Below are 21,989 nucleotides of genomic sequence, written 5' to 3'. Positions count from 1 at the left end.
ACGGAGTTCTCGCAGAGGGGCGACGGACGGGGCGGCGGCCTCCGGAGCGTGCGCGGCCGGAAAGTCCGGGCCGACCCCTTGCCTCCGGCCCTGCGGACTGGATTACTGATCCCCAGCAGCTCGACCGAATGATCGGTCGGTCGTCCGGATCGATGTGATGGTGAGGGAGACGTCCCCATGGCCGATGCGCGGGACCTGCTGGACGCGGGGGAACGGCTCGACGCGGAGGGCCTGCGCGCCCTGCAGCTGGAGCGGCTGCGTGCCTCGCTGCGGCACGCGTACGCGCACGTGCCCTTCTACCGGGAGTCCTTCGACAAGGCCGGCGTCCACCCGGACGACTGCCGCACGCTCGACGATCTCGCGCGCTTCCCGTTCACCGTGAAGGCGGACCTGCGGGAGAACTACCCGTACGGGATGTTCGCCGTGCCCCGGGAGCGGATCCGCAGGATCCACGCCTCCAGCGGCACCACCGGGCGCCCCACGGTCGTGGGTTACACCGACAACGACCTGTCCATGTGGTCGGACATGGTGGCCCGTTCGATCCGCGCGGCGGGCGGCCGGCCCGGCGACACGGTGCATGTGGCGTACGGCTACGGCCTGTTCACCGGTGGCCTCGGCGCCCACTACGGCGCCGAACGCCTCGGCTGTACGGTGATCCCCGCCTCCGGCGGCATGACGGCACGCCAAGTGCAGCTGATCCAGGACCTGAAGCCCGGCATCATCATGGTCACCCCCTCCTACATGCTGACCCTCCTCGACGAGTTCGAGCGCCAGGGCGTCGACCCGCGCGGCACCTCCCTGCGCGTCGGGATCTTCGGCGCCGAGCCGTGGACCGGGGAGATGCGGCGCGAGATCGAGGAGCGGTTCGCGATCGACGCGGTCGACATCTACGGCCTGTCGGAGGTGATCGGTCCGGGCGTGGCACAGGAGTGCGTCGAGACCAAGGACGGCCTCCATGTGTGGGAGGACCACTTCTACCCCGAGGTCGTCGACCCCATCACCGGTCAGGTGCTGCCCGACGGCGAGGAGGGCGAGCTGGTCTTCACCTCCCTCACCAAGGAGGCCATGCCCGTCATCCGCTACCGGACCCGGGACCTGACCCGCCTGCTGCCGGGCACCGCCCGTGTCTTCCGGCGGATCGAGAAGATCACCGGCCGCAGCGACGACATGGTCATCCTGCGGGGCGTGAACCTCTTCCCCACCCAGATCGAGGAGATCGTGCTGCGCACCCCCGGCGTGGCACCGCACTTCCAGCTCCGGCTCACCCGTGAGGGCCGGCTCGACGCGCTGACGGTGCGGGCCGAGGCCCGCACCGGCGCCACACCCGAGCAGCGCCAGGCGGCAGCGCTCGCCATCGCCGCGGCCGTGAAGGACGGGATCGGCGTCTCCGTCGGGGTCGAGATCGTCGAACCCGAGTCCTTGGAGAGGTCGGTGGGGAAGATCAGGCGGATCGTGGACCTGCGCTCGCGCTGACTTACGCCGTCAGACCTCCGCGAAACGGTCCCGCAGCTCCCGCTTCAGGATCTTCCCGCTCGCGTTGCGCGGCAGCTCGTCCACGAACAGCACCCGCTTGGGCGCCTTGAAGTGGGCGAGCTTCTCGCGGGCGTGGGAGATCAGTTCGTCCTCGGTCACCTCGCCGCGCGGTACGACGACCGCGGTGACCGCCTCGATCCACCGCTCGTCGGGCAGCCCGATCACCGCGACCTCGGCCACCCCTTCGTGGGTGTACAGCGCGTCCTCGACCTGTCGTGAAGCGACCAGCACGCCACCGGAGTTGATGACGTCCTTGACCCGGTCGACGATCGTGAAGTACCCCTCGCCGTCCCGCACCGCGAGGTCCCCGGAGTGGAACCAACCGTCGCGGAAGGCCTCGGCGGTCTCCTCCGGCTTGTTCCAGTAGCCTTCACACAACTGCGGTGACCGGTAGACGATTTCGCCCTGCTCCCCGTCGGGCACGTCCTTGCCGGACTCGTCGACGAGCTTCGCCTCCACGAACAGCACCGGGCGCCCGCAGGAGTCCATGCGCCCCTTGTGCTCGTACGGCCCGAGGACCATGGACAGCGGGCCGATCTCGCTCTGTCCGAAGCAGTTGTGGAACGCGAGCTTCGGCAGCCGCTCCTTGAGACGCTCCAGGACGGGCACCGGCATGATCGAGGCCCCGTAGTAGGCCTTGCGCAGCCCGGTCAGATCGCGCGTGGCGAAGTCGGAACGGCCCGCGAGGCCGATCCACACCGTGGGCGGCGCGAACAGGCTGTCGCAGCGGCCCGCCTCGATCAGGTCGAACAGCCGGTTACCGTCGGGCGCGTCCAGGATGACGTTCTCCGCTCCGACGGCGAGGTAGGGCAGCAGGAAGACATGCATCTGCGCCGAGTGGTACAGCGGCAGCGAGTGCACGGGCCGGTCGCCCGCGCTCAGGTCGAGGGCGGTGATCGCGCTCAGGTACTCGTGCACCAGCGCGCGGTGCGTCATCATCGCGCCCTTGGGCAGCGCGGTCGTGCCCGACGTGTAGAGCAGCTGCACCAGATCCTCGCCGCGCGGCTCCTCGCCGTCGTAGGGCTCCGTGGTGGCGAGCCGCGCGAGCAGCGAGTCGTCGGCGTCCCGCAGCGACAGCATCCGTACACCCTCGGAGAGGTTCCCCGCGAGGCCGGGGTCCACGAGGACGAGTCCGCAGCCGGACTGGTCGACGATGTACGCCAGGTCGTCGCCGGTCAGACTCTGGTTCACCGGCACGTGTACGAGCCCGGCACGGGCACAGGCCAGGAAAGCGATCAGATACGCGTCGGAGTTGTGGCCGTAGGCGCCGACCCGGTCGCCGGGGGCGAGCCCGGCCTCGCGCAGGACGCGTGCCGCGCGTGAGACGGCGTCGTCGAGTTCCGCGTAGGTCCACGACCGGTCGCCGTAGTGGACCGCGACACGCTCCGGGGTGCGCCGTGCGCTGCGCCGCAGCGTGCCGTCGACCGTGACGCTTCGTCCCGCCGTCATGACCTGCTCCTTCGTACGTCGTCCCTGGCGCGATCCTCGTCGCGTCACGGAAGCGAGGTCAAGCACCGATCGCCTTCGGCGCAAAGCGAGCCAACCTCCACCGTCGGTCGAACAGCTCTACGGACAAGGCGGCACGACCTTGTTAGGCTCAACCGCCCCTTCCGCCACCGTAGTTGGGAGGAACGATGCGCACCCGCCTGAGGCGGCTCGCCGTGACGGCCGCCGTCCTGTTCACCACCGGCGCCGCTGTGCCGGCCGCCACCGCCGACCAGTCGTCCCGCCAGGAACATCCCACGCACGGCGGCCTGTCCGCCGTCATCCGCTACACGGAGTACGGCATACCCCATATCGTCGCGAAGGACTACGCCGGCCTGGGCTTCGGCGACGGCTGGGCACAGGCCGCCGACCAGGTGTGCACGCTCGCCGACGGCTTCGTGACACTGAGCGGCGAGCGCTCGCGGTTCTTCGGGCCCGACGCGGCTCCCGACGGGTCGCTCTCGGCGGCGACGAAGAACCTCACCAGCGATCTGTACTTCCGCGGGGTGCGGGAGGCGGGCACCCTGGAGAGACTGCTCGCCGAGCCCGCGCCGCGGGGTCCGAGCCGACAGGTGCGGGACCTCATGCGCGGCTGGGCGGCCGGCTACAACGCCTGGCTGAAGCAACACCGGATCACGGACCCGGCCTGCGCGGGGGCCGCCTGGGTCCGGCCGGTGACCGAACTGGACGTGGCGGCTCGTACCTTCGCGCTCGCCGTGCTGGCCGGACAGGGCCGGGTGATCGACTCGATCACCACGGCGCAGCCGCCCACCGGGACGACGACCGCGTTCGCCACCGCCGATCCGGGGGCGGTGGCCCGAGCGGCCCGCGAGCTGTTCGCCGACGACGGCATGGGCTCGAACGCGGTCGCGTTCCGCGGGGACACGACCGCGAACGGGCACGGCCTGCTGCTGGGCAATCCGCACTACCCGTGGCAGGGCGGACGCCGGTTCTGGCAGGCGCAGCTGACGATTCCGGGCGAGCTGAACGTCTCGGGCGCCTCCCTGCTGGGCTCGCCGACGGTCTCCATCGGCTACAACGCGCACGTGGCGTGGAGCCACACCGTGGCGACCGGCATCCCCGGCAACGTCGTGCAGCTGAAGCTCGATCCGGCCGATCCGACCGCGTATCTGGTGGACGGCGAACCCGAGCGGATGACCAGGCGGACGGTGACCGTCGAGGTGAAGGACGGGACTCCGGTGACGCGCACCCAGTGGTGGACGCGCTACGGTCCCGTTGTCACCTCGATGGGCCCGCAGGCGCAGTTGCCGTGGACGGCCACGACGGCGTACGCGCTGAGCGATCCCAACGCGGAGAACCTGCGTTCCGGCGACACCGCCCTCGGCTTCGGCAAGGCACGTTCCACGGCCGAGATCCTGGGGTCCCTCCAGCGCCACCAGGGCCTGCCGTGGGTGAACACGATCGCCGCCGACTCGGCGGGGCACACGCTCTTCACCCAGGCCCAGGTGCTCCCGCGGATCACCGACGAGCTGGTGGCGCGCTGTTCGACGGGCCTCGGCAAGGTCCTCTACCCGGCGTCCGGGCTTGCCGTCCTCGACGGTTCGCGCGGCGACTGCGCGCCGGGCAGCGACCCGGACGCGGTGCAGCCGGGGATCTTCGGGCCGTCGAGGCTGCCGACGCTCAAGGACACGCCGTACGTGGAGAACTCGAACGGCAGCGCTTGGCTGGCCAACGCCGACACTCCGGTGACCGGCTACGAGCGGATCTTCGGCACCATCGGCACGGCGGCCTCGCCCCGCACGCGCGGTGCGCTCCAGGATGTGTCGGCGCTGGCGGCGCGGGGTGGGCTGGCCGTACGGGATCTGGAACGTCTGCAGTTCACGAACCGGTCGGTCGTGGGTGACCTGGCCGCCGCCGACGCCGCCCGTGCGTGTGCCGCGCTGCCTGACGGTACGGCAACCGGAGGTGACGGCACGGTCGTTGACGTGACCGAGGCGTGCGCGGTGCTCAAGGCCTGGGATCACACCATGAACACCGGTAGCCGGGGTGCGCTTCTCTTCGACCGGTTCTGGCGGCGGTTGACGGACAAGGTACCGACTGCGCAGCTGTGGAAGGTGCCGTTCTCGGCGACGGATCCGGTCCGCACCCCGAACACCCTGAACACGGAAGCCTCGGGTTTCACGACGGCTCTGGCCGACACGGTGACGGAGCTGCGTTCCGCCGGTATCCCGCTGAACGCGCCACTGGGCTCCCACCAGTTCGTCGTGCGGGGCGGGGAGCGCATTCCTCTTCCCGGTGGCACCGAGTCGCTCGGTGTCTGGAACAAGGTCGAGGCGCAGTGGGACCCGGCGCAGGGCGGCTACACGGAGGTCACCACGGGCTCCAGCCACATCCAGGCGGTCGGCTGGAACGGCAGTGGCTGCCCGGTGGCCCGGACGCTGCTGACGTACTCCCAGTCGTCGAACCCGGATTCCCCGCACCACGCCGACCAGACGCGGCTCTTCTCCCAGGAGAAGTGGGTGACGTCCCGCTTCTGCGAGAAGGACATCCGGTCGTCGCCGCAGCTGAGAGTTGTCCGCGTCCACAACTGACCGCACGACCCGGCCGCACGACCTGACCGCATGACCTGACCGCACCATCTGACCGCGCGTATGTGGTCCCACTCCACATGGAGTGGGACCACAACCTCACACCTGGCGGGTGCGACCTTCCCAGTACGGGTCGCGCAGCCGTCGCTTGTACAGCTTGCCGTTCGGGTCACGGGGCATGGACTCGATGAAGTCCACGCTCTTGGGCCGCTTGTAGCCGGCGAGCTGCCGTGCGCAGTGGTCCAGGATGTCCGCGGCCAGCGCCGGGCCGGGCTCGTGGCCGGGGGCGGGTTCGACCACCGCCTTGACCTCCTCGCCCCAGTCGTCGTGCGGGATTCCGAAGGCCGCGGCGTCGGCGACGGCGGGGTGGGCGAGCAGGGCCGCCTCGATCTCGGCGGGGTAGATGTTCACCCCGCCGGAGATGATCAGGTCGATCTTGCGGTCGCGCAGGAAGAGATAGCCGTCCTCGTCGAGACAGCCGAGGTCACCGACGGTGAAGAAGTCGCCGATGCGGTTCTTGCGGGTCTTGGCCTCGTCCTTGTGGTACGAGAATCCGCCTGTGCTCATCTTCATGTAGACGGTGCCGAGTTCACCGGGCGGCAGCCGGTTCCCGTCGTCGTCGAAGACCGCGAGTTCGCTGATGGGCCAGGCCTTGCCGACCGTGCCGGGCTTCTTCAGCCAGTCCTCGGCGGTCGCGAAGGCGCCGCCGCCCTCGCTGGCCGCGTAGTACTCCTCCACGCTGTCGCCCCACCACTCGATCATTGCCCGCTTCACATGGTCGGGGCAGGGGGCGGCGCCGTGGATGGCGTGCCGCATGGACGAGACGTCGTAGCGCGCCCGCACCTCGTCGGGGAGGGCGAGGAGGCGGTGGAACTGGGTCGGAACCATATGTGTGTGCGTGCACTTGTAGGTGTCGATCAGGCGGAGCATCTCCTCGGGTGTCCACTTGTCCATCAGGACCAGCCGGTGCCCGATGTGCAGCGACGCGCCCGCGAACTGGAGCACCGCTGTGTGGTAGAGCGGTGAGCACACGAGGTGGACGTTGCCGTCGTAGGGCTTGATGCCGAAGATGCCGAGGAAGCCGCCGAGGTATGACTCCTCCGGCAGCTTGCCGGGCAGCGGGCGGCGGATGCCGCGCGGGCGGCCCGTGGTGCCGGAGGTGTAGTTCATGACCCAGCCGAGGGTGCGCCCGTCGGGCGCCGACTCGGGTTGGCCGTCGAGGAGTTCGGCGTACGGCCGGAAGCCCTCGACCTCGCCGACCGCGTACCGATGGGTGGTGGGCAGCTCGGCCTCGTCGGCGGCGTTCCGCGCCGCCTGAGCGAACCGCTCGTGCGCGATGAGCACCTTGGCGCCGGAGTCCGAGACGATCCAGGCGATCTCGGGTCCGACGAGGTGGTGGTTGACGGGGACGAGGTAGAGGCCGGCCTGAGTGGCGGCCAGGTACGCCGTGAAGAACTCGACGCCGTTGGGCAGCACGACCGCGAAGGAGTCCCCGCGTTCGAGACCCGCGGCACGCAGCCCGTGCACCAGCTGGTCGGCCGCGGCGAGCAGCCGTCCGGCGGTCCACTCCTCCCCATCGGGAGCGACGAGCACCGTGCGCTCGGGGTCCGCCGCTGCCTGGGCCCAGAAACCGTTGGCGGCCTGGCTCACTGCTGGCTCCTTCCGGCGATCCGGTTGATGCGGTCGACGGCCTTCTCGAAGCCTCGGGTGAGGTCGTCGACGACTGCTTGGACGCTGCGTTCACTGTTCATACGGCCGACGATCTGGCCGACGGGCGTGCCGAGCAGCGGTTCCACCTCGTACTTCTGGATGCGGGTGACCGCCTCGGCGACCAGCAGGCCCTGTAGGGGCATGGGGAGCGTGCCGGGTCCGTGCGGGTCGTCCCAGGCGTCGGTCCATTCGGTGCGCAGCTGCCGGGCGGGTTTGCCGGTCAGCGCCCGGGAGCGTACGGTGTCGCCCGATCCTGCGGCGAGCAGCTTCTGGACCAGGACGGGCGAGGGAAGTTCGGCCTCCGTCGTGGTCAGCCAGATCGAGCCGAGCCAGACCCCCTGCGCGCCGAGCGCGAGAGCGGCGGCCATCTGTTGTCCACTGCCGATGCCGCCGGCGGCCAGCACCGGCAACGGGGCCACGGCGTCGACGACTTCGGGGGTGAGCACCATGGAGGCGATCTCCCCGGTGTGGCCGCCGGCCTCGTACCCCTGAGCGACGACGATGTCGATGCCCGCGTCCTTGTGCTTGCGCGCGTGCCGGGCGCTTCCGGCGAGCGCTGCGACCAGGATGCCCTGGTCGTGGGCGCGTTGGACGACGTCGGCGGGCGGGGAGCCGAGTGCGTTGGCGAGCAGTTTGATCGGGTAGTCGAAGGCGACGTCGAGCTGGGAGCGGGCGACCTGCTCCATCCAGCCCGTGATCCGCCATCCGGACGCCTCGCCGTCGGCGAGTTCCGGGACCCCGTACTTGGCCAGGGTGTCCCTGATGAACTGCCGGTGGCCTTCCGGGATCATCGCCTCGACGTCGGCCTCCGTCAGTGTTTGATTTTTCGGGCCCTCGACCTTCTTGGCGGGCATGACGACGTCCAGGCCGTAGGGCCTGCCGTCGACGTGCGCCTCGATCCAGTCGAGGTCGCGCTTGAGGTCGTCGGGGGCGGTGTAGCGGACCGCACCGAGCACGCCGAAACCGCCGGCCCGGCTGATGGCCGCGGCGACGGCGGGAAACGGCGTGAAGCCGAAGAGGGCGTGCTCGACTCCCAGTTCCTTGCTCAGCTCCGTCTGCATGGGCGCAGGATGCCGCAGCGGTCGGGAGGAGGGAAGACTATTTCTGATACTCCGTCAGATTTACCGCTGCCCGGGCTGCTCCAGGACCGCCATCGCCGCGTTGTGCCCCGGCACCCCGCTCACCCCGCCGCCGCGCACCGCGCCCGCCCCGCACAGCAGGACGTTCGCGTGCCGGGTCGCCACGCCCCAGCGCCCCGCGTCCTCGTGTGCGTACGGCCAGGCCAGCTCGCGGTGGAAGATGTTGCCGCCGGGCAGCCGCAGATCGCGCTCCAGGTCGAGCGGTGTCTTCGCCTCGATGCAGGGGCGTCCGTCCGCGTCCGTGGCCAGGCAGTCCTCAATGGGTTCGGCGAGGTGGGCGTCCAGTTGCGCCAGCGTCGACTTCAGCAGTTCCTCCCGGGCGCCGTCGTTGTCGTGCTCGAAGAGCCGGGCGGGCGCGTGGAGGCCGAAGAGGGTGAGGGTCTGGTAGCCCTGCTCGACCAGGTCGTGGCCGAGGATGGTCGGGTCGGTGAGCGAGTGGCAGTAGATCTCGGAGGGCGGTGCGGTGGGCAGCGAACCCGCGGCCGCCTGGGCGTGTGCGGTGGCCAGCTGCTCGTACCCCTCGGCGATGTGGAAGGTTCCGGAGAAGGCCTCGCGCGGGTCGACGGCGCTGTCGCGCAGCGCGGGAAGCCGCTTCAGCAGCATGTTCACCTTGAGCTGGGCGCCCTCCGCCGGTGCGGGCGGGTTGTCACCGGTGAGCCGGGCCAGTTCCTGCGGGGAGGCGTTCACCAGGACGTGCCGGGCCGAGATGGCACCCTCGCCGTCCGCGCCCCGGTAAGTGACCTCGGCGGCGCGCCCGTCGGTCTCGATCCGTACGGCCTCGCGTCCGGTGGCGATCACCGCGCCGGCCGCGCGTGCGGCCGCCGCCAGCGCGTCGGTGAGCGCGCCCATGCCGCCGACCGGGACGTCCCAGGCGCCCGTGCCGCCGCCGATGACGTGGTAGAGGAAGCAGCGGTTCTGCCGCATCGAGGCGTCGTGGGCGTCCGCGAAGGTGCCGATGAGCGCGTCGGTGAGGACGACACCGCGCACCAGGTCGTCGGCGAAGCGCGCCTCGACGGCGGCGCCGATCGGCTCCTCGAACAGCTCCCGCCACGCCTCCTCGTCATCGATGCGGCGGCGCAGTTCGTCGCGGGTGGGCAGGGGCTCGGTGAGCGTGGGGAACACCCGCTCGGCGACGCGTCCGGTCATCCCGTAGAAGCGCCGCCAGGCCTCGTACTCGCGTTCGGAGCCGGTGAGCCGGGCGAACGCCTCCCGGGTCCGCCGCTCCCCACCGCCGACGAGCAGTCCGGTGGGGCGCCCGTCGCGCTCGACGGGTGTGTACGAGGACACGGTGCGCGCCCGCACCCGGAAGTCCAGCTCCAGGTCCCGCACGATCTTCCGGGGCAGCAGGCTGACCAGATAGGAGTACCGCGACAGCCGCGCGTCGACCCCGGCGAAGGGCCGCGTGGACACGGCGGCGCCCCCGGTGTGGTCCAGCCGCTCCAGAACCAGTACGGACCGCCCGGCCCGGGCGAGATAGGCGGCGGCGACCAGTCCGTTGTGGCCGCCGCCGACGATCACGGCATCGTATCCCTCGTGTGCAGGCATGACTCTTCGTAGCACGCGGTGATCCAGGTCGGCCAGAGCTGGGCCGCACGGCGGTGACTCAGGGCCCTCCCGCCGCCGACTGCCCGCGCAGCACCGCCACCCTCCGGTACAGCTCCGCCGCCTCCTGGTCGCGGCCCAGCTGTTCCAGGCAGTGGGCCTCGTCGGTGCGGCCGGCCAGGCTGTCGGGGTGGTCGGGGCCCAAAACGCGCTCGCGGGCGGCGGCCACCCGGCGGTACTCGATGAGGGCGTCGGCCCAGCGGCCGAGCCAGCCGAGGCCGACGGCGACCTCACGGCGGCTGACCAGCGTGTCCGGGTGATCGGGGCCGAGCACGCGCTCGCGGATGGCGCACACGTCGCGGGACTCGGCCAGCGCCTCCTCCCAGCGGCCGAGGCGGCCCAGGTTCACCCCGAGGCCGTGCCGGGCGCGGAGGGTGTCGGGGTGCGCCGGGCCGTCCACGCGCGTGCGGTCGTCGACCAGTTCGCGGTAGAGCATGAGGGCCTGCGCGGTGTGTCCGAGCCGGCCGAGGCTGATCCCGACCTCGTAACGGGCGGCCAGGGTGTCCGGATGGTCGGGGCCCAGCGCCCCGGCGCGCGCCTCCGCCACCTCCCGGTACGTCCGCAGCGCCTCGGTCCAGCGGCCCAACTGGCCCAGCACGTAGGCGACTTCATAGCGCGTGACGAGCGTGTCGGGGTGCTCGGGGCCCAGTACCCGGGCGCGCGCGACGGCCACCTCGTGCGCCGTCCGGTACGAGTCCTCCAGGCGCCCGAGCCGACTGAGGTTGAAGGCGAGGTTGTGACGGCAGCGCAGGGTGTCGGGGTGGTCCGGGCCCATGGTGCGCTCCCGGGCGGCCAGCACCGACACGTACACCTGGTGCGCCTCGAAGGGACGGCCCAGCCGGCCGAGGACATAGGCCATTTCCTGGCGGGCGGCCAGGGTGTCCGGATGGTCGGGGCCGAGCACGCGCTCCCTGACCCGGGCGACGTGCGTGTACTCGCGCAGGGCGTCGGCGGGGCGGCCGGTGCGGCTGAGCGTGAAGCCGACCTCGTAGCGGCTGGCGAGCGTGTCGGGGTGCTCGGGGCCGAGGACGTGCTCGCGCTCGGCGGCGACCGCGCGGTGCACCTCGCCGGCCTCGGTCCAGCGGCCGAGCCGTCCCAGGCTCAGCCCCGCGTTGTGCCGGCCGGCCAGGGTACCGACCACCTCCGGCGACGGAGTGGGCCGTTCGGGGCGTACGGGCTCGGGCGGGCGGTCCGTGACGGAGCGGGCGATCCACTCACGGGCGAGACCGGCCGAGCCGTCCGGCGGGGTGCTGTGCGGTCCGGGCCCCGCCGCCTTGTGGCCGGTGGTCATATCGCGGGTCCAGGAGGGCAGCCGGGGCTCACCGGACGGCGGCCGGCCGGAGGGCGCGCGCGACACCACCGTGGGCACGTACGCGGACGGGGTGCGGGCCGCGCCGATCCGGCGGCCGAGCTCGCGTGCGTCGCGCGGACGCTCCTCGGGACGTTTGGCCAGCAGGTCCAGGATGATCCGCTCGAAGGACTCGGGCAGGTCGGCCCGGTGGGTGCGCGGCGGCTCGGGCGGGGTGTCGCGGTGCCCGACGAGGATCGCCCACGCGTCGTCCCGGTCGAAGGGCGGCACACCGGTGGCGATCTCGTACAGCACGCACCCCAGCGAGTACAGGTCACTGCGCTGGTCGACGGGATCGCCGCCGATCTGCTCCGGGGACATGTAGTGCGGGGTGCCCATCGCGACGCCGGTGCCGGTCAGCCGGGCCGTGAAGCCGATGTCGTGGCCGAGGCGGGCGATGCCGAAGTCGCAGATCTTCACCGTGCCGTCGCCGGTCCGCATGATGTTGGCGGGCTTCAGGTCGCGGTGCACGATGCCCTGCTGGTGCGTGTAGGCCAGCGCCGCCGTGACCTGGTCGGCGATGTCGACGACGTCGGGGACCGGCAGCGGGTGGTGCTTGTTGTCCTCCAGGAGCTGGCTGAGGTTGCGTCCCTCCAGCAGCTCCATGACGAGGTACAGCACACCGTCGGACTCGCCGAAGTCGTGCACGACGGTCACCCCGCGGTGCTGGAGGCCCGCGGCCACGCGCGCCTCACGCCGAAACCGCTCCCGCAGAACACGGGTGAACGACTGGTCGTGGTGCGGGCCCTGCGGTTTGAGGCATTTCACGGCGACCTGTCTGCCCAGGGACTCGTCCCGCGCGCGCCACACCTCGCCCATGCCGCCGCGCCCGATCAGGTCGAGCAGCCGGTACCGGCCCTGGACCAGCCTGGTGTCCGCCATCGCCTGCGATCGCCCCCGTCTCGGCCCCGCCCTCCCCCGGCCCGTCCAGTATGGCGAGTTATCTGCCGACTTTGTACGGTGCGGGGCGTGCGTCGGGGCCGAGTCTGGCCATGGCGCGGATGATGTGTTTGGGCGGCAGTTGCCAGCGCAGACGTGCGGGAACGCAGCGCAGCAGGGTGCCGGTGAGACGCAGCCGCCGGGTCACGGCCGCCGGCTTCGGGGCCGGTCTGCCGTACAGCTCGTGGGCGTACGGGGGCAGGGCGGCGTACGCCAGATTCGCCACGCGCCGCCACAGCAGGGCGCGCGCCGGGAGAAGCAACGGGTGGATCGGTGGGCGCCGCAGGAAGTCGTCCACCTCGCGCGCCTCGGGTCCGGCGGCCAGGTCGGGCAGTACTTTCTCGAAGTAGGCGGCCAACTCGGCCTGGTCGCCGGGGACCTGGCCGGGATCGAGCCCCACCAGACGGGCGCCGACCCGGTGTTCGCGTATGTACCGGTCGGCCTGTGCGTCGGTGAGCCGGAAGCCCGAGCGGCGCAGGACGTGGAGATAGGAGTCGATCTCGGCACAGTGCACCCACAGCAGCAGCTCCGGCTCGTCGACGGTGTACCGCTCGCCCGTGTCCGGGTCCGTCGCGCCGAGCATGCTGTGGATCTTGCGTACGCGGGCGGCCGCCCGCTCGGCGGCCTCCGTGGTGCCGTACGTCGCCGTTCCGACGAAGTTGGCGGTGCGCATCAGCCGGCCCCAGGCGTCACGCCTGAAGTCGGAGTTCTGCAGGACGCCGCGCACGGTCGGCGGGTGCAGCGCCTGGAGGTAGAGCGCACGGATGCCGGCGACCCACATCATGGGGTCGCCGTGCATCTGCCAGGTCACCGAGGAGGGCCCGTAGAACCCCGGATCCGCGTCCACCTCGCCAGTGTGACCTTGCCCGCTATGTCCCATCAACCCTGCGTCACCGCCTCGGGTGGCAGGTTGAACGGTGTGACCACCTGGATCGGGGACGCGAGGTGAGGCCCTTCTTCGGGAAGCGCCCCGTGTGCCCGCATGACCGTCTGGCAGGCGCGGCGCATGTCCTGGCGCAGGTCGTGGTGGAGCACGGCGGAGATACGGCGTTCGCGCAGCAGCCGGGTGTTGTCGTGGTCGAGGTCGTGCGCGATGAAGACCGCGAGGTCGCGGCCGAGTTCCTCGAAAGCCCCCACGGTCGCGGCGTTGCCGCCGCCGATGGAGTAGACGGCGTTGATCTCCGGATCCCGCTCCAGCGCTGCCCGTACGAGGTCCCTCTGGGTGGCGTCCAGGCCGTCGCTGTCGGTGACCTCGACCAGTGTGCGTTCGGGCCGGGTCATCCTGAGGGCGCCGCGGAAGCCCATCTCGCGCTCCTCCTCGCCGCGGAAGAAGCCCCGGCTGATGGTGACGAGCACATGACCGGGGCGGTCGCCCAGCCACTGGCCGAGCAGATACGCGGCGGTGGCTCCCGCGGCGCGGTTGTCGATGCCTATGTAGGCGAGGCGGGCGCTGCCGGGAAGGTCCGTCACCAGGGTGACCACGGGGATCCCGGCCGCGACCAGCCTGCCGACGGCGGCGGTGATCTCGGGCAGGTCCGGGGCCTTGAGGACCACTCCCTGAGAGCCGCGCCGGGCGATCCGCTCCAGGATGCGGATCAGCTCCGCGGGCGGACACGTCTCCCGGAAGTGGAAGCGGGAACGGACGACCGCGGGGTGCAGGGAGGGCAGTTCGGCCTCCAAGGCGTCACGCACGGCGGAGGAGAACCGGGCCGGAGTCTGCATGACGACGTCGATCATGAAGGTACGTCCGCCGATGCGGACCTGCGTCCGCTGCCGGTCCAGATCCCTGATCGCCTGGTGCACCTCGCGCACCGTGCTCTCCCGCACCCCGCCCCGGTGATTGAGGACGCGGTCGACGGTGGCCTGACTCAGGCCGGCCTGACGGGCGATCTCGCGGATCGGATAGGGGTGTCCCATGGCTGTTCCCTCGGGAGTCGACGATGGCTTGTCGATGATGGTTTTTTGATGGGCTTCTGCTCATTGAATGATGGACTCGGGTTCACAAGACTGGCGGAGACGACGGCACTGCGAAAGGACTTTGCGATGTCTCTCACCGCCGCCGGACCCAGAACCTGGCTGAGCGAGAAGGACTGCGACCTCGACGCTTTCCGCACCCTGGTCGAACGGTCCACCGATCCGGGTGACTATCCGCTCGCCGAGACGGTCGAGCAGAACGTCCCCCTGTACGACAGCGACCGGCTGCGGGCCGCCGAGCCGCAGCACGTTCGGACCGAGTGGGTGCGTGCCCTGCTCGACGGTCCCGGCTTCGTGGTGCTCAAGCACGCGTTCCCCGACCTCGACGTGGTGGACCGCGCGAGTGCCGTCTTCACCGCGCTCATCGAGGACGAGCGGGCGGCGGGCATCGCCCGAGGGGACCACTTCGCCAAGCCCGGCACCAACGACCGGGTGTGGAACGCGCTCGACAAGATGGCCGTGCGCGCCCCGGAGACGTTCGCCGACTACTACGCGAACGACATGCTGGCGCTGATCGCCGAGGCCTGGCTGGGCCCGGGCTACCAGATCACCTCACAGGTCAACCAGGTCAACCCCGGCGGCGCGGCGCAGAGCGTCCACCGGGACTACCACCTCGGGTTCCTCGGTCAGGAGCAGGCGGCCCGTTACCCGGCCCATGTCCACCGGCTCTCCCCCGTGCTGACGCTCCAGGGCGCGGTGGCGCACTGCGACATGCCCGTGGAGTCCGGCCCGACCCTGTACCTGCCGCACTCGCAGAAGTACGAGCCCGGCTATCTGGCCTGGCGGCGGCCTGAGTTCATCGCGTACTTCGACCGGCACCACGTCCAACTGCCCCTGGAGAAGGGGGACGCGGTCTTCTTCAACCCCGCGCTCTTCCACGCCGCCGGACACAACAGGTCCGCGGACATCCGGCGCATGGCGAACCTGTTGCAGATCTCCTCCGCCTTCGGCCGGGCCATGGAGACGGTCGACCGGGAGACGGTGTCGAACGGCGTCTACCCGGTGCTGCTGCGGCGCAAGGCCGAGGGGGCCGCCGAGGACTGGCTGCGCCGGGTGGTCGCCGCCTGCGCCGAGGGCTATCCCTTCCCCACCAATCTGGATCTGGACCCGCCGGTCGACGGGCTCGCCCCGCCGTCCCAGGCGGACACCGTGTGGCGGGCCGTGTCCGAGGGCTGGAGCCCGGAGCGGCTGCGCGGGGAACTGCAGGCCGGCGCCGAGCGCCGCAGGATCTGAAGGGCGCATCGCACTCATGGGACTTCTGGAGGACAAGGTCGTCCTCGTCAACGGCGGAAGCCAGGGCGTCGGAGCGGGAATCGTCCGGGCGGCCGTGCGCGAAGGGGCGCGAGTGGTCTTCACCGGGCGCCGGGCCGGGACCGGGGAGAAGTTCGCCGCCGAGACCGGTGCCGCGTTCGTCCGGGCCGACCTCGCGGACCCGGCACAGGCGCGCGGCAGCGTGGAGGAGGTCGTAGAGCGCCACGGCCGCCTCGACTGCCTGGTGAACGCGGCGGGCCTGACCTCGCGCGGAACGCTGCTGGACACCACGCCGGAGCTGTTCGACGCGCACATCGCGATCAATCTGCGGGCACCGTTCTTCGCGATGCAGGCGGCCGTGCGGAGCATGGTGGACCGCGGGGCGCCCGGCACCATCGTCAACATCATCACGTCCTCGGCCCACGGCGGGCAGCCCTTCCTCGCCCCGTACGTCGCCGCCAAGGCGGGACTCGCGGGGCTCACCCGCAACGCCGCGCACGCGCATCGCTGGGACAGGATCCGGATCAACGGCTTGAACATCGGCTGGACGGACACCGAGGGCGAGGACGCGATCCAGCGCGCCTTCCACGGCGCCGGGGACGACTGGCGCCGGCAGGCGGCCGAGAGACAGCCGATGGGCAAGCTGGGGCAGGTCGACGAGATCGCTGACTTCGTCGTCTTCCTGCTCTCCGACCGCAGTGGTGTGGTGACCGGGTCGGTGATCGACTGGGACCAGATCGTCCTCGGCGGACTCGACTGACGTTCACCGCGCCGCTTTAGGTCCCCTTCCTGTCATCGCTTCACGTCGGTTCACATCATCGCTTCACGTCGGTTCACGTCGGTTCTTGCAACACTCTCCACGATCAATCGGAGCTATTTCTCATGCGTATCGGCATCTTGGGCCTCGGCCGGATCGGTGCTTTCCACGCCGCCACACTCGCCGGACTGGACGCGGTGGAGTCCCTGGTGGTCACCGACCCCGTGGCCGCGGCCGCGGCCTCGGCGGCGGAGCGCTTCGGGGCGACGGCGGTCGACTCACCCCAGGCGCTGCTGGCCGCCGGGGTGGACGGCGTGGTGATCGCCGCCGCCACGGACGCGCACCCCGCGCTGATCCTCGCCGCCGTCGACGCGGGCGTCCCCGTCTTCTGCGAGAAGCCGGTGGCGAAGACCGTCGAGGAGAGCCTGACCGTGCTGCGCGCGGTGCGGGACAGCGGCATCGAGGTGCACATCGGCTACAACCGGCGCTTCGATGCGGGCTGTGTCGCCGCGCGCAAGGCGGTACTCGCCGACGAACTCGGCAAGCTGCACACCGTACGCTCCACCACCCTGGACCCGGCGCCGCCGCCGGAGGCGTACATCGCCGTGTCCGGCGGCATCTTCCGGGACTGCTCCGTGCACGACTTCGACATCGTGCGCTGGGTGACCGGACGGGAGGTCACCGAGGTGTACGCGGCCGGCGGCAACCGCGGTGCCGCGTACATCGCCGCCGCGGGCGACGTCGACACCGCCTCGGCGGTCCTCACCCTGGACGACGGAACCCTGGCCGTGGTGTCCAACTCCCGGCACAACGCGCGCGGTTACGACGTGCGCCTGGAGTTGCACGGCATGAAGGACAGCATCGCCGTGGGTCTGGAGGACAAGCTGCCGCTGCGGTCCGTCGAACCGGGCGCCACCTTCCCGGCCGGTGCCCCGCACCACTTCTTCATGGACCGCTTCGCGGACGCCTACCGTGCCGAGCTCACCGCGTTCACCGAGGTCGTGGCGGGCCGCATCCCCTCGCCATGTACGGTGGCCGATGCCATCGAGGCGAGCTGGATCGCCGAAGCCTGCACACGGTCGCTGGCGGAGCACCGACCGGTGCGGATGGACGAGGTACGCAAGGACATGGACGAGGTGCACCAGGCATGAGCGAACCCCTGCGGATCGGACTGTTGGGCGCGGCCCGGATAGCCGAGAAGGCTCTCGTCGCCCCGGCCCGCGCGGGCGGCCACCGTCTGGTGGCGGTGGCCGCCCGTGACCGGGACCGGGCGCGGGCGTTCGCCGACACCCATGGCGTGGAGCGGGTCGTGGACTCGTACGCGGATCTCGTCGCCGACCCCGAGGTCGACGTCGTCTACAACCCGCTCGCCAACGGGCTGCACGGCCCGTGGAATCTGGCGGCCCTGAACGCGGGCAAGCATGTGCTGAGCGAGAAGCCGTCGGCGAGCAACGCCGAGGAGGCGGCCGAGGTGCGCGACGCGGCCGTCAAGGCGGGCACGGTTTTCATGGAGGCCTTCCACTACCTCTTCCACCCTGTCAACCGGCGGCTGCACGAGCTGCTGGCCTCCGGCGAACTCGGAGAGCTGCGGCACGTGGAGACGGTGGTGGCCATGCCCGCCCCACCGGACGAAGACGTGCGCTGGTCGCTGCCGCTCGCGGGCGGCGCCATGATGGACCTGGGCTGCTACGGCCTGCACGCCCAGCGGATGCTCGCCCCGTGGGCGGGCGGCGCTCCCCGGCTCGTCTCGGCGCGCGGCGGCGAACGCGCGAGCGCGCCAGGCGTCGACGAGTGGCTGGACGCGGAACTCGAGTTCCCGAACGGCGCGACCGGCTCCGCGCGTTGTTCCATGGCGTACGACACCTGGCAGGCGACCTGCCGGGTGGTCGGCACCCGGGGCGAGGCCGTCGCAGTCGACTTCGTGCTGCCGCACCAGGACGACCGGGTCGTCGTGCGCACGGAGGCGGGCGAGCGGACGGAGGAGCTGGGCCGCAGGTCCTCGTACACCTACCAGCTCGACGCGTTCGCGGCCCACGTCCAAGGCGGTGAGCCGCTGCCGCTCGACGCGGAGGACGCGCTGGCGACGATGCGGCTCATCGACGAGTGCTACGAGAAGGCCGGGTTCGCGCCCCGGCCCCGCAGCTGAGGACGGTGTGACCAGGCTTGCTGGTTGACACAAGGCAACGCCCCGCGACCTGCACAGATGCCAACTGGCTCGACCGCCTGGAGATACCGATCAGCAAGATGGTTGGCACTTTGGTACAGCGCAGGTCACAAGGCATGTCACCGCTCCCATGCACACAGCGACAGCGACATGGTGACGGTCTCACCCAGAGGCGACGGTCGCTCGAGCGTCCGTGAAGATCCCACCAAGGATCGCTGGGCTTTCCGCGGCCCATGTCACTGCCTGCGATTCAGTCCGCGCTGAACCATCAACCGAGGACGGACGCCGGGGAGTGCGGCCGATGGGCCGTTGGTCGACCCGGACCAGCCGGTCGAACGACTCGACCCCCGACGCGTCCTGGACGTCGACCTCCAACTGCGCCTCGTCGGGCTCGTCGGGTACGAGTCCGAGGTGGCCGCGGACGACCTCGGCGAGCACCTGCGTCACCAGCGTCGACTTTCCGGAACCGGACACGCCCGTCACCGCCGTCCGTACGCAGAGCGGTACGTCGACGGACACGTCGTGCAGATTGTGGCGGGAGACGCCGCTCAGGTGCAGCCAGCCGTGCGGTGTGCGCGGGCGGTGATCGAGCGGCTGGGCGCGTACGAACAGGTACTGGCTCGTGGCCGACCCCCGACCCGCGCAAGACCGGCGACCGGGCCGCTGTACAGCACTCGTCCGCCGCCCTCGCCCGCCCCGGGGCCGATGTCGACCACCCAGTCCGCCCGCCGTACGACGTCCATGTCGTGCTCCACGACGAACAGGAGACCGATGGTGTCGGTGACGATCTCCGCTTCCTGCCCACGATCTTCTTCCCGGCGTCGATGCCCTGGCTGGAGGCGTGAACGCTGGTGGAGGTTTTGACGCTCCGGGCGTCGATCACACAGGCCGATGGCTCGGCGTCAATAGCGCCACTGGACCCCGGTGCGGTCGACATACAAGATCGCGTCCATGATGTCGCGCAGGTCGTGCTGGGGCGGCCGGCCGAAGTCCAGGGCCCCGCCGCGGCGCTCGAAGCGCCAGGCCGAGAGCACAGGCTCGATCAATTCCCAGCGGGCATCGGACAGATCACTCGGATACGGGCGTCGCGTCGGCATGCTTCCGACGCCTGTTTGCGATCCTCGGAGCGCGTATGAGAGGTGCTTCCAGCGTCGGTGTCGGGCCACGTGGCGGCCCTGGCCGCGTCAGCATGATGCCGGTGACCGTGACGCGCTACGCACTCTTTGCTGCGCGTGTACGCGTCACGGTCACCGGCATACTGTGGCCCGGAAAGGCGCGGCCCGTCTATGCGGCTTGGGTGAGTTCGGCGTGGCCGAACAGCAGCGCGTAGCCGGAGGGGAGCTGGCGCAGGATGCGAGTCAGCAGGTCGGGGCCGGCGTAGGCCGCGACGGCGGAGAAGACGGATCCGGTGTCCCAGCGGGTGGTGGCCAGGGAGGCGCCGGCGCGGGCGGCGAGGTCCTTGACGAAGGCCCAGCCGCCCACCGGCTGGGTGTCGGGGATCTGGGCGCTGAGGATGCGCGCGGCTTCGACGGGGAGGCGGGCGGCCAGTTCGACGCGTTCGTCGCCGGTCAGCTGGCGTCCCAGTCCCGAAAGCACGAGGCGGACGGCTTCCTCGGCCTTCTCCCGGGTGGGGTAGGCGCCGTCGTAGCGGACCTTTTCCAGCATCTGCTCATACGCCCTGCTGTAGGGCTGCTGGAGCGGTGCGCTGTGGTCGGACATCACTGCGGTGGTTGCCTTTCTGTCACCAGGTCGTGGTGGCCGGTGTGCGGTCACCGGGTCACCGGGGGTGGGTGGTCAGGTGGGCTGGGGGCGGCCGAAGAGGAGGTCGTAGCCTGCGGGGAGCTGGAGCAGGATCTGTTTGAGGAGGTCGTCGCCGGTGGCGTCGGCGACCGTGGACAGGACGGCGCTGACGTCCCAGGCCGCGGTCTGTTCGGTGGCGCCCTCGATCCAGGCCGCTGTCGCCCGCACGAACCGCTCCGGGGGTAGCGGCTCGGCGCTCTGCAGCGGGTTGAGAAGGATCAGGGCGAAGCCTTCCGGCAGACGCGCCGCCAGCTGGGCGCGTACCTCGCCGACCAGGTGTGCGCCCAGCAGGGCGAGCACCACGCGGGCCGCGCGTTCGGCTTCCTGCAGGGTGTCGTATTCGCCGCGTTCCTTCACATGCTGGAGGAACGCTTCCCGTCGCACTGTCACGTCGACTGTCACCCCTTCCTCAGGCCCACGGGGCGCGGAGGACGGGCGAGGGGGAGATCAGGTACCCGTCCTCCGCCGCTGTTCACCCCTCATAGGGTCCGGCTCAGCCGGAGATCTCCTTGTGGCCGGATCCGACGCCGATGGCGATCTTGCGGGGCTTGGCGCGCTCGGCGATCGGGATGCGCAGGGTGAGCACGCCTGCGTCGTAGTCGGCCTGGATGTGCTCGGTGTCCAGCGTGTCGGCGAGCACGATCTGGCGGGAGAAGACGCCCAGCGGCCGTTCCGACAGCTCCATCTGCACGTCGTCGGCCTTCGTCACTGGCCGGCGCTCGGCCTTGACGGTCAGCATATTGCGTTCGACGTCGATGTCGATCGCGTCCGCGCTGACGCCGGGGATGTCAAAGGCCACCACGTATTGGCCGCCCTCGCGGTAGGCGTCCATCGGCATCGGGGACGGCCTGGACCAGGTGCCCGGACCCATCAGCTGCTGGGCCAGCCGGTCCAGCTCACGGAAGGGGTCAGTGCGCATCAACATCGGAAAACACCTCCAGGTAGTTCGGGCAGTTGCTGCCAATGCGCCTCACTGACACCGTTGTAACATGTCATCCGATGGATGACAAACAAGGCGTCGTCCAAAGGATGACCATCTGAGGGAGGTGCCCATGACCCCGGCCGACCAGCCGGCATCGTCCAGTGCCGACACTCCAAGCCCGGCGTCGTTCTTCGCCACCGCGGCAGCCCTTCACGCCATAGAGGACGCCCTGCATGCCGCCCGACACAAGGACCCCGACACTGGCGAGAACCATGACATCGGCCCGGAGCAGGCCCTGGCCTCGCTCCTGCTGCTGCGGCAGGTACGCGAGCAGCTCGCCGGATGGGAAACCGGCCTGATCGAAACCGCCCGCCACGCGGGCGCCAGCTGGGCCGATCTCGCCCACCCCCTTGGCGTCGCCAGCCGCCAGGCCGCCGAACGCCGCTACCTGCGCGGCCGGCCCGGCCCGGCCGGAACCACCGGCGAACAACGCGTCCAGGCCACCCGCGAACGCCGCGCCGCCGAACGCACCACCGCCACCTGGGCCCGCCGCAACGCAGCCGACCTGCGCCGCATCGCCGGCCAGATCACCGCCCTCACCGACCTGCCCACCGCGGCCCGCCAACCGCTCAGCCAACTCCACGCCGCCCTCGCCCAGGACGACCCCGCCGAGCTCATCCGCCCTCTCAGCGACACCCGCCCCCACCTAGCCACCGCCCACCCCGACCTCGCAGCACAACTCGACACCCTCACACCCCCTGACCTCACCTGTTGCCCAGAGGTGTGACGCAACGCATCCCCCTGGCAGACCCCCTG

The 21,989-nt window shown here is 70.9% G+C and carries 17 protein-coding genes and 2 pseudogenes; 7 read left to right on the top strand and 12 right to left on the bottom strand.

The window, feature by feature from the left end; genetic code table 11:
- Positions 1-177: 177 nt before the first annotated feature.
- Positions 178-1,473: a phenylacetate--CoA ligase PaaK gene (paaK, locus tag Q2K21_RS17600; RefSeq protein WP_310771826.1), complete on the top strand. Its 1,296-nt coding sequence runs from the start codon at positions 178-180 to the stop codon at positions 1,471-1,473.
- A 9-nt stretch (positions 1,474-1,482) separates the two neighbouring features.
- Here paaK and Q2K21_RS17595 read toward each other — a convergent pair whose 3' ends face one another.
- Positions 1,483-2,982 carry an acyl-CoA synthetase gene (locus Q2K21_RS17595; protein ID WP_310771824.1) on the bottom strand — a complete coding sequence of 500 codons (1,500 nt, stop codon included), beginning with the start codon at positions 2,980-2,982 and terminating at the stop codon, positions 1,483-1,485.
- Between the two features lie 185 nt (positions 2,983-3,167).
- On the opposite strand from Q2K21_RS17595, the gene Q2K21_RS17590 reads away from it, so the two are divergent.
- Positions 3,168-5,570, top strand: coding sequence for a penicillin acylase family protein (locus Q2K21_RS17590; protein WP_310771822.1), 2,403 nt, complete (start codon positions 3,168-3,170; stop codon positions 5,568-5,570).
- A gap of 96 nt (positions 5,571-5,666) precedes the next feature.
- On the opposite strand, the gene Q2K21_RS17585 is transcribed toward Q2K21_RS17590, so the two are convergent.
- Genes Q2K21_RS17585 through Q2K21_RS17560 form a run of 6 tightly spaced genes read right to left on the bottom strand, consistent with a single transcriptional unit; the run spans position 5,667 to position 14,222 of the window.
- Complete coding sequence (locus Q2K21_RS17585; RefSeq protein WP_310771820.1) at positions 5,667-7,217, bottom strand: acyl-CoA synthetase; 1,551 nt, start codon at positions 7,215-7,217, stop codon at positions 5,667-5,669.
- On the bottom strand, positions 7,214-8,338 hold the full coding sequence (locus tag Q2K21_RS17580; RefSeq protein ID WP_310771818.1) for a nitronate monooxygenase: 1,125 nt from the start codon (positions 8,336-8,338) through the stop codon (positions 7,214-7,216). The genes Q2K21_RS17585 and Q2K21_RS17580 overlap by 4 nt, the downstream gene beginning before the upstream one ends.
- Positions 8,339-8,398: 60 nt before the next feature.
- The gene (locus Q2K21_RS17575) at positions 8,399-9,961 is read right to left on the bottom strand and encodes a phytoene desaturase family protein (RefSeq protein ID WP_310771816.1); all 1,563 of its coding nucleotides are present in this window, start codon (positions 9,959-9,961) and stop codon (positions 8,399-8,401) included.
- A gap of 58 nt (positions 9,962-10,019) precedes the next feature.
- Entirely contained in the window at positions 10,020-12,248 is a 2,229-nt protein-coding gene (locus tag Q2K21_RS17570; RefSeq protein WP_310771813.1) for a serine/threonine-protein kinase, read from the bottom strand.
- A gap of 58 nt (positions 12,249-12,306) precedes the next feature.
- Positions 12,307-13,185: an oxygenase MpaB family protein gene (locus Q2K21_RS17565; protein WP_310771811.1), complete on the bottom strand. Its 879-nt coding sequence runs from the start codon at positions 13,183-13,185 to the stop codon at positions 12,307-12,309.
- On the bottom strand, positions 13,185-14,222 hold the full coding sequence (locus Q2K21_RS17560) for a LacI family DNA-binding transcriptional regulator (RefSeq protein ID WP_310771809.1): 1,038 nt from the start codon (positions 14,220-14,222) through the stop codon (positions 13,185-13,187). The genes Q2K21_RS17565 and Q2K21_RS17560 overlap by 1 nt, the downstream gene beginning before the upstream one ends.
- Positions 14,223-14,348: 126 nt before the next feature.
- Between Q2K21_RS17560 and Q2K21_RS17555 the strand changes: the two genes are divergently transcribed.
- The 4 genes from Q2K21_RS17555 (at position 14,349) to Q2K21_RS17540 (ending at position 18,433) form a co-directional block, all read left to right on the top strand.
- Positions 14,349-15,512: a phytanoyl-CoA dioxygenase family protein gene (locus tag Q2K21_RS17555; protein WP_310771807.1), complete on the top strand. Its 1,164-nt coding sequence runs from the start codon at positions 14,349-14,351 to the stop codon at positions 15,510-15,512.
- A 16-nt stretch (positions 15,513-15,528) separates the two neighbouring features.
- A complete protein-coding gene (locus Q2K21_RS17550) occupies positions 15,529-16,290 on the top strand; it encodes an SDR family oxidoreductase (RefSeq protein WP_310771803.1) in 762 nt (253 codons plus the stop codon).
- Between the two features lie 122 nt (positions 16,291-16,412).
- Positions 16,413-17,438, top strand: coding sequence for a Gfo/Idh/MocA family protein (locus Q2K21_RS17545; protein ID WP_310771801.1), 1,026 nt, complete (start codon positions 16,413-16,415; stop codon positions 17,436-17,438).
- Positions 17,435-18,433: a Gfo/Idh/MocA family protein gene (locus Q2K21_RS17540; RefSeq protein WP_310771799.1), complete on the top strand. Its 999-nt coding sequence runs from the start codon at positions 17,435-17,437 to the stop codon at positions 18,431-18,433. The genes Q2K21_RS17545 and Q2K21_RS17540 overlap by 4 nt, the downstream gene beginning before the upstream one ends.
- 303 nt (positions 18,434-18,736) lie before the next feature.
- Here Q2K21_RS17540 and Q2K21_RS17535 read toward each other — a convergent pair.
- The 5 genes and pseudogenes from Q2K21_RS17535 to Q2K21_RS17515 all read right to left on the bottom strand — a co-directional run.
- Positions 18,737-19,215 (bottom strand): annotated as a pseudogene (locus tag Q2K21_RS17535) (ABC transporter); the annotation flags it as partial.
- Positions 19,204-19,548 (bottom strand): annotated as a pseudogene (locus Q2K21_RS17530) (transposase); the annotation flags it as partial. The pseudogenes Q2K21_RS17535 and Q2K21_RS17530, both read right to left, overlap by 12 nt.
- Positions 19,549-19,735: 187 nt before the next feature.
- Positions 19,736-20,170 (bottom strand): DUF2267 domain-containing protein, encoded by a 435-nt coding sequence (locus Q2K21_RS17525; protein ID WP_386275616.1) that lies wholly within the window; start codon positions 20,168-20,170, stop codon positions 19,736-19,738.
- A 75-nt stretch (positions 20,171-20,245) separates the two neighbouring features.
- Positions 20,246-20,641 carry a DUF2267 domain-containing protein gene (locus tag Q2K21_RS17520; RefSeq protein WP_310771795.1) on the bottom strand — a complete coding sequence of 132 codons (396 nt, stop codon included), beginning with the start codon at positions 20,639-20,641 and terminating at the stop codon, positions 20,246-20,248.
- Between the two features lie 103 nt (positions 20,642-20,744).
- On the bottom strand, positions 20,745-21,176 hold the full coding sequence (locus Q2K21_RS17515; RefSeq protein WP_310771793.1) for an Hsp20/alpha crystallin family protein: 432 nt from the start codon (positions 21,174-21,176) through the stop codon (positions 20,745-20,747).
- A gap of 127 nt (positions 21,177-21,303) precedes the next feature.
- Here Q2K21_RS17515 and Q2K21_RS17510 point away from each other — a divergent pair, with 127 nt between their 5' ends.
- Positions 21,304-21,960, top strand: coding sequence for a type III effector protein (locus Q2K21_RS17510; protein ID WP_310771791.1), 657 nt, complete (start codon positions 21,304-21,306; stop codon positions 21,958-21,960).
- Positions 21,961-21,989: the final 29 nt, after the last annotated feature.

The organism is Streptomyces sp. CGMCC 4.7035, from assembly GCF_031583065.1.
Lineage (GTDB): Bacteria > Actinomycetota > Actinomycetes > Streptomycetales > Streptomycetaceae > Streptomyces > Streptomyces yaanensis.
This window is presented reverse-complemented; position numbering and strand designations above follow the sequence as displayed.

Bases quoted from the DNA above. Each gene is read 5' to 3' on its own strand.
- paaK (WP_310771826.1), top strand. From the start codon at position 178: ATGGCCGATGCGCGGGACCTGCTGGACGCGGGGGAACGGCTCGACGCG.
- Q2K21_RS17595 (WP_310771824.1), bottom strand. From the start codon at position 2,982: ATGACGGCGGGACGAAGCGTCACGGTCGACGGCACGCTGCGGCGCAGC.
- Q2K21_RS17590 (WP_310771822.1), top strand. From the start codon at position 3,168: ATGCGCACCCGCCTGAGGCGGCTCGCCGTGACGGCCGCCGTCCTGTTC.
- Q2K21_RS17580 (WP_310771818.1), bottom strand. From the start codon at position 8,338: ATGCAGACGGAGCTGAGCAAGGAACTGGGAGTCGAGCACGCCCTCTTC.
- Q2K21_RS17575 (WP_310771816.1), bottom strand. From the start codon at position 9,961: ATGCCTGCACACGAGGGATACGATGCCGTGATCGTCGGCGGCGGCCAC.
- Q2K21_RS17570 (WP_310771813.1), bottom strand. From the start codon at position 12,248: ATGGCGGACACCAGGCTGGTCCAGGGCCGGTACCGGCTGCTCGACCTG.
- Q2K21_RS17565 (WP_310771811.1), bottom strand. From the start codon at position 13,185: ATGGGACATAGCGGGCAAGGTCACACTGGCGAGGTGGACGCGGATCCG.
- Q2K21_RS17560 (WP_310771809.1), bottom strand. From the start codon at position 14,222: ATGGGACACCCCTATCCGATCCGCGAGATCGCCCGTCAGGCCGGCCTG.
- Q2K21_RS17555 (WP_310771807.1), top strand. From the start codon at position 14,349: ATGTCTCTCACCGCCGCCGGACCCAGAACCTGGCTGAGCGAGAAGGAC.
- Q2K21_RS17550 (WP_310771803.1), top strand. From the start codon at position 15,529: ATGGGACTTCTGGAGGACAAGGTCGTCCTCGTCAACGGCGGAAGCCAG.
- Q2K21_RS17545 (WP_310771801.1), top strand. From the start codon at position 16,413: ATGCGTATCGGCATCTTGGGCCTCGGCCGGATCGGTGCTTTCCACGCC.
- Q2K21_RS17540 (WP_310771799.1), top strand. From the start codon at position 17,435: ATGAGCGAACCCCTGCGGATCGGACTGTTGGGCGCGGCCCGGATAGCC.
- Q2K21_RS17525 (WP_386275616.1), bottom strand. From the start codon at position 20,170: ATGTCCGACCACAGCGCACCGCTCCAGCAGCCCTACAGCAGGGCGTAT.
- Q2K21_RS17515 (WP_310771793.1), bottom strand. From the start codon at position 21,176: ATGTTGATGCGCACTGACCCCTTCCGTGAGCTGGACCGGCTGGCCCAG.
- Q2K21_RS17510 (WP_310771791.1), top strand. From the start codon at position 21,304: ATGACCCCGGCCGACCAGCCGGCATCGTCCAGTGCCGACACTCCAAGC.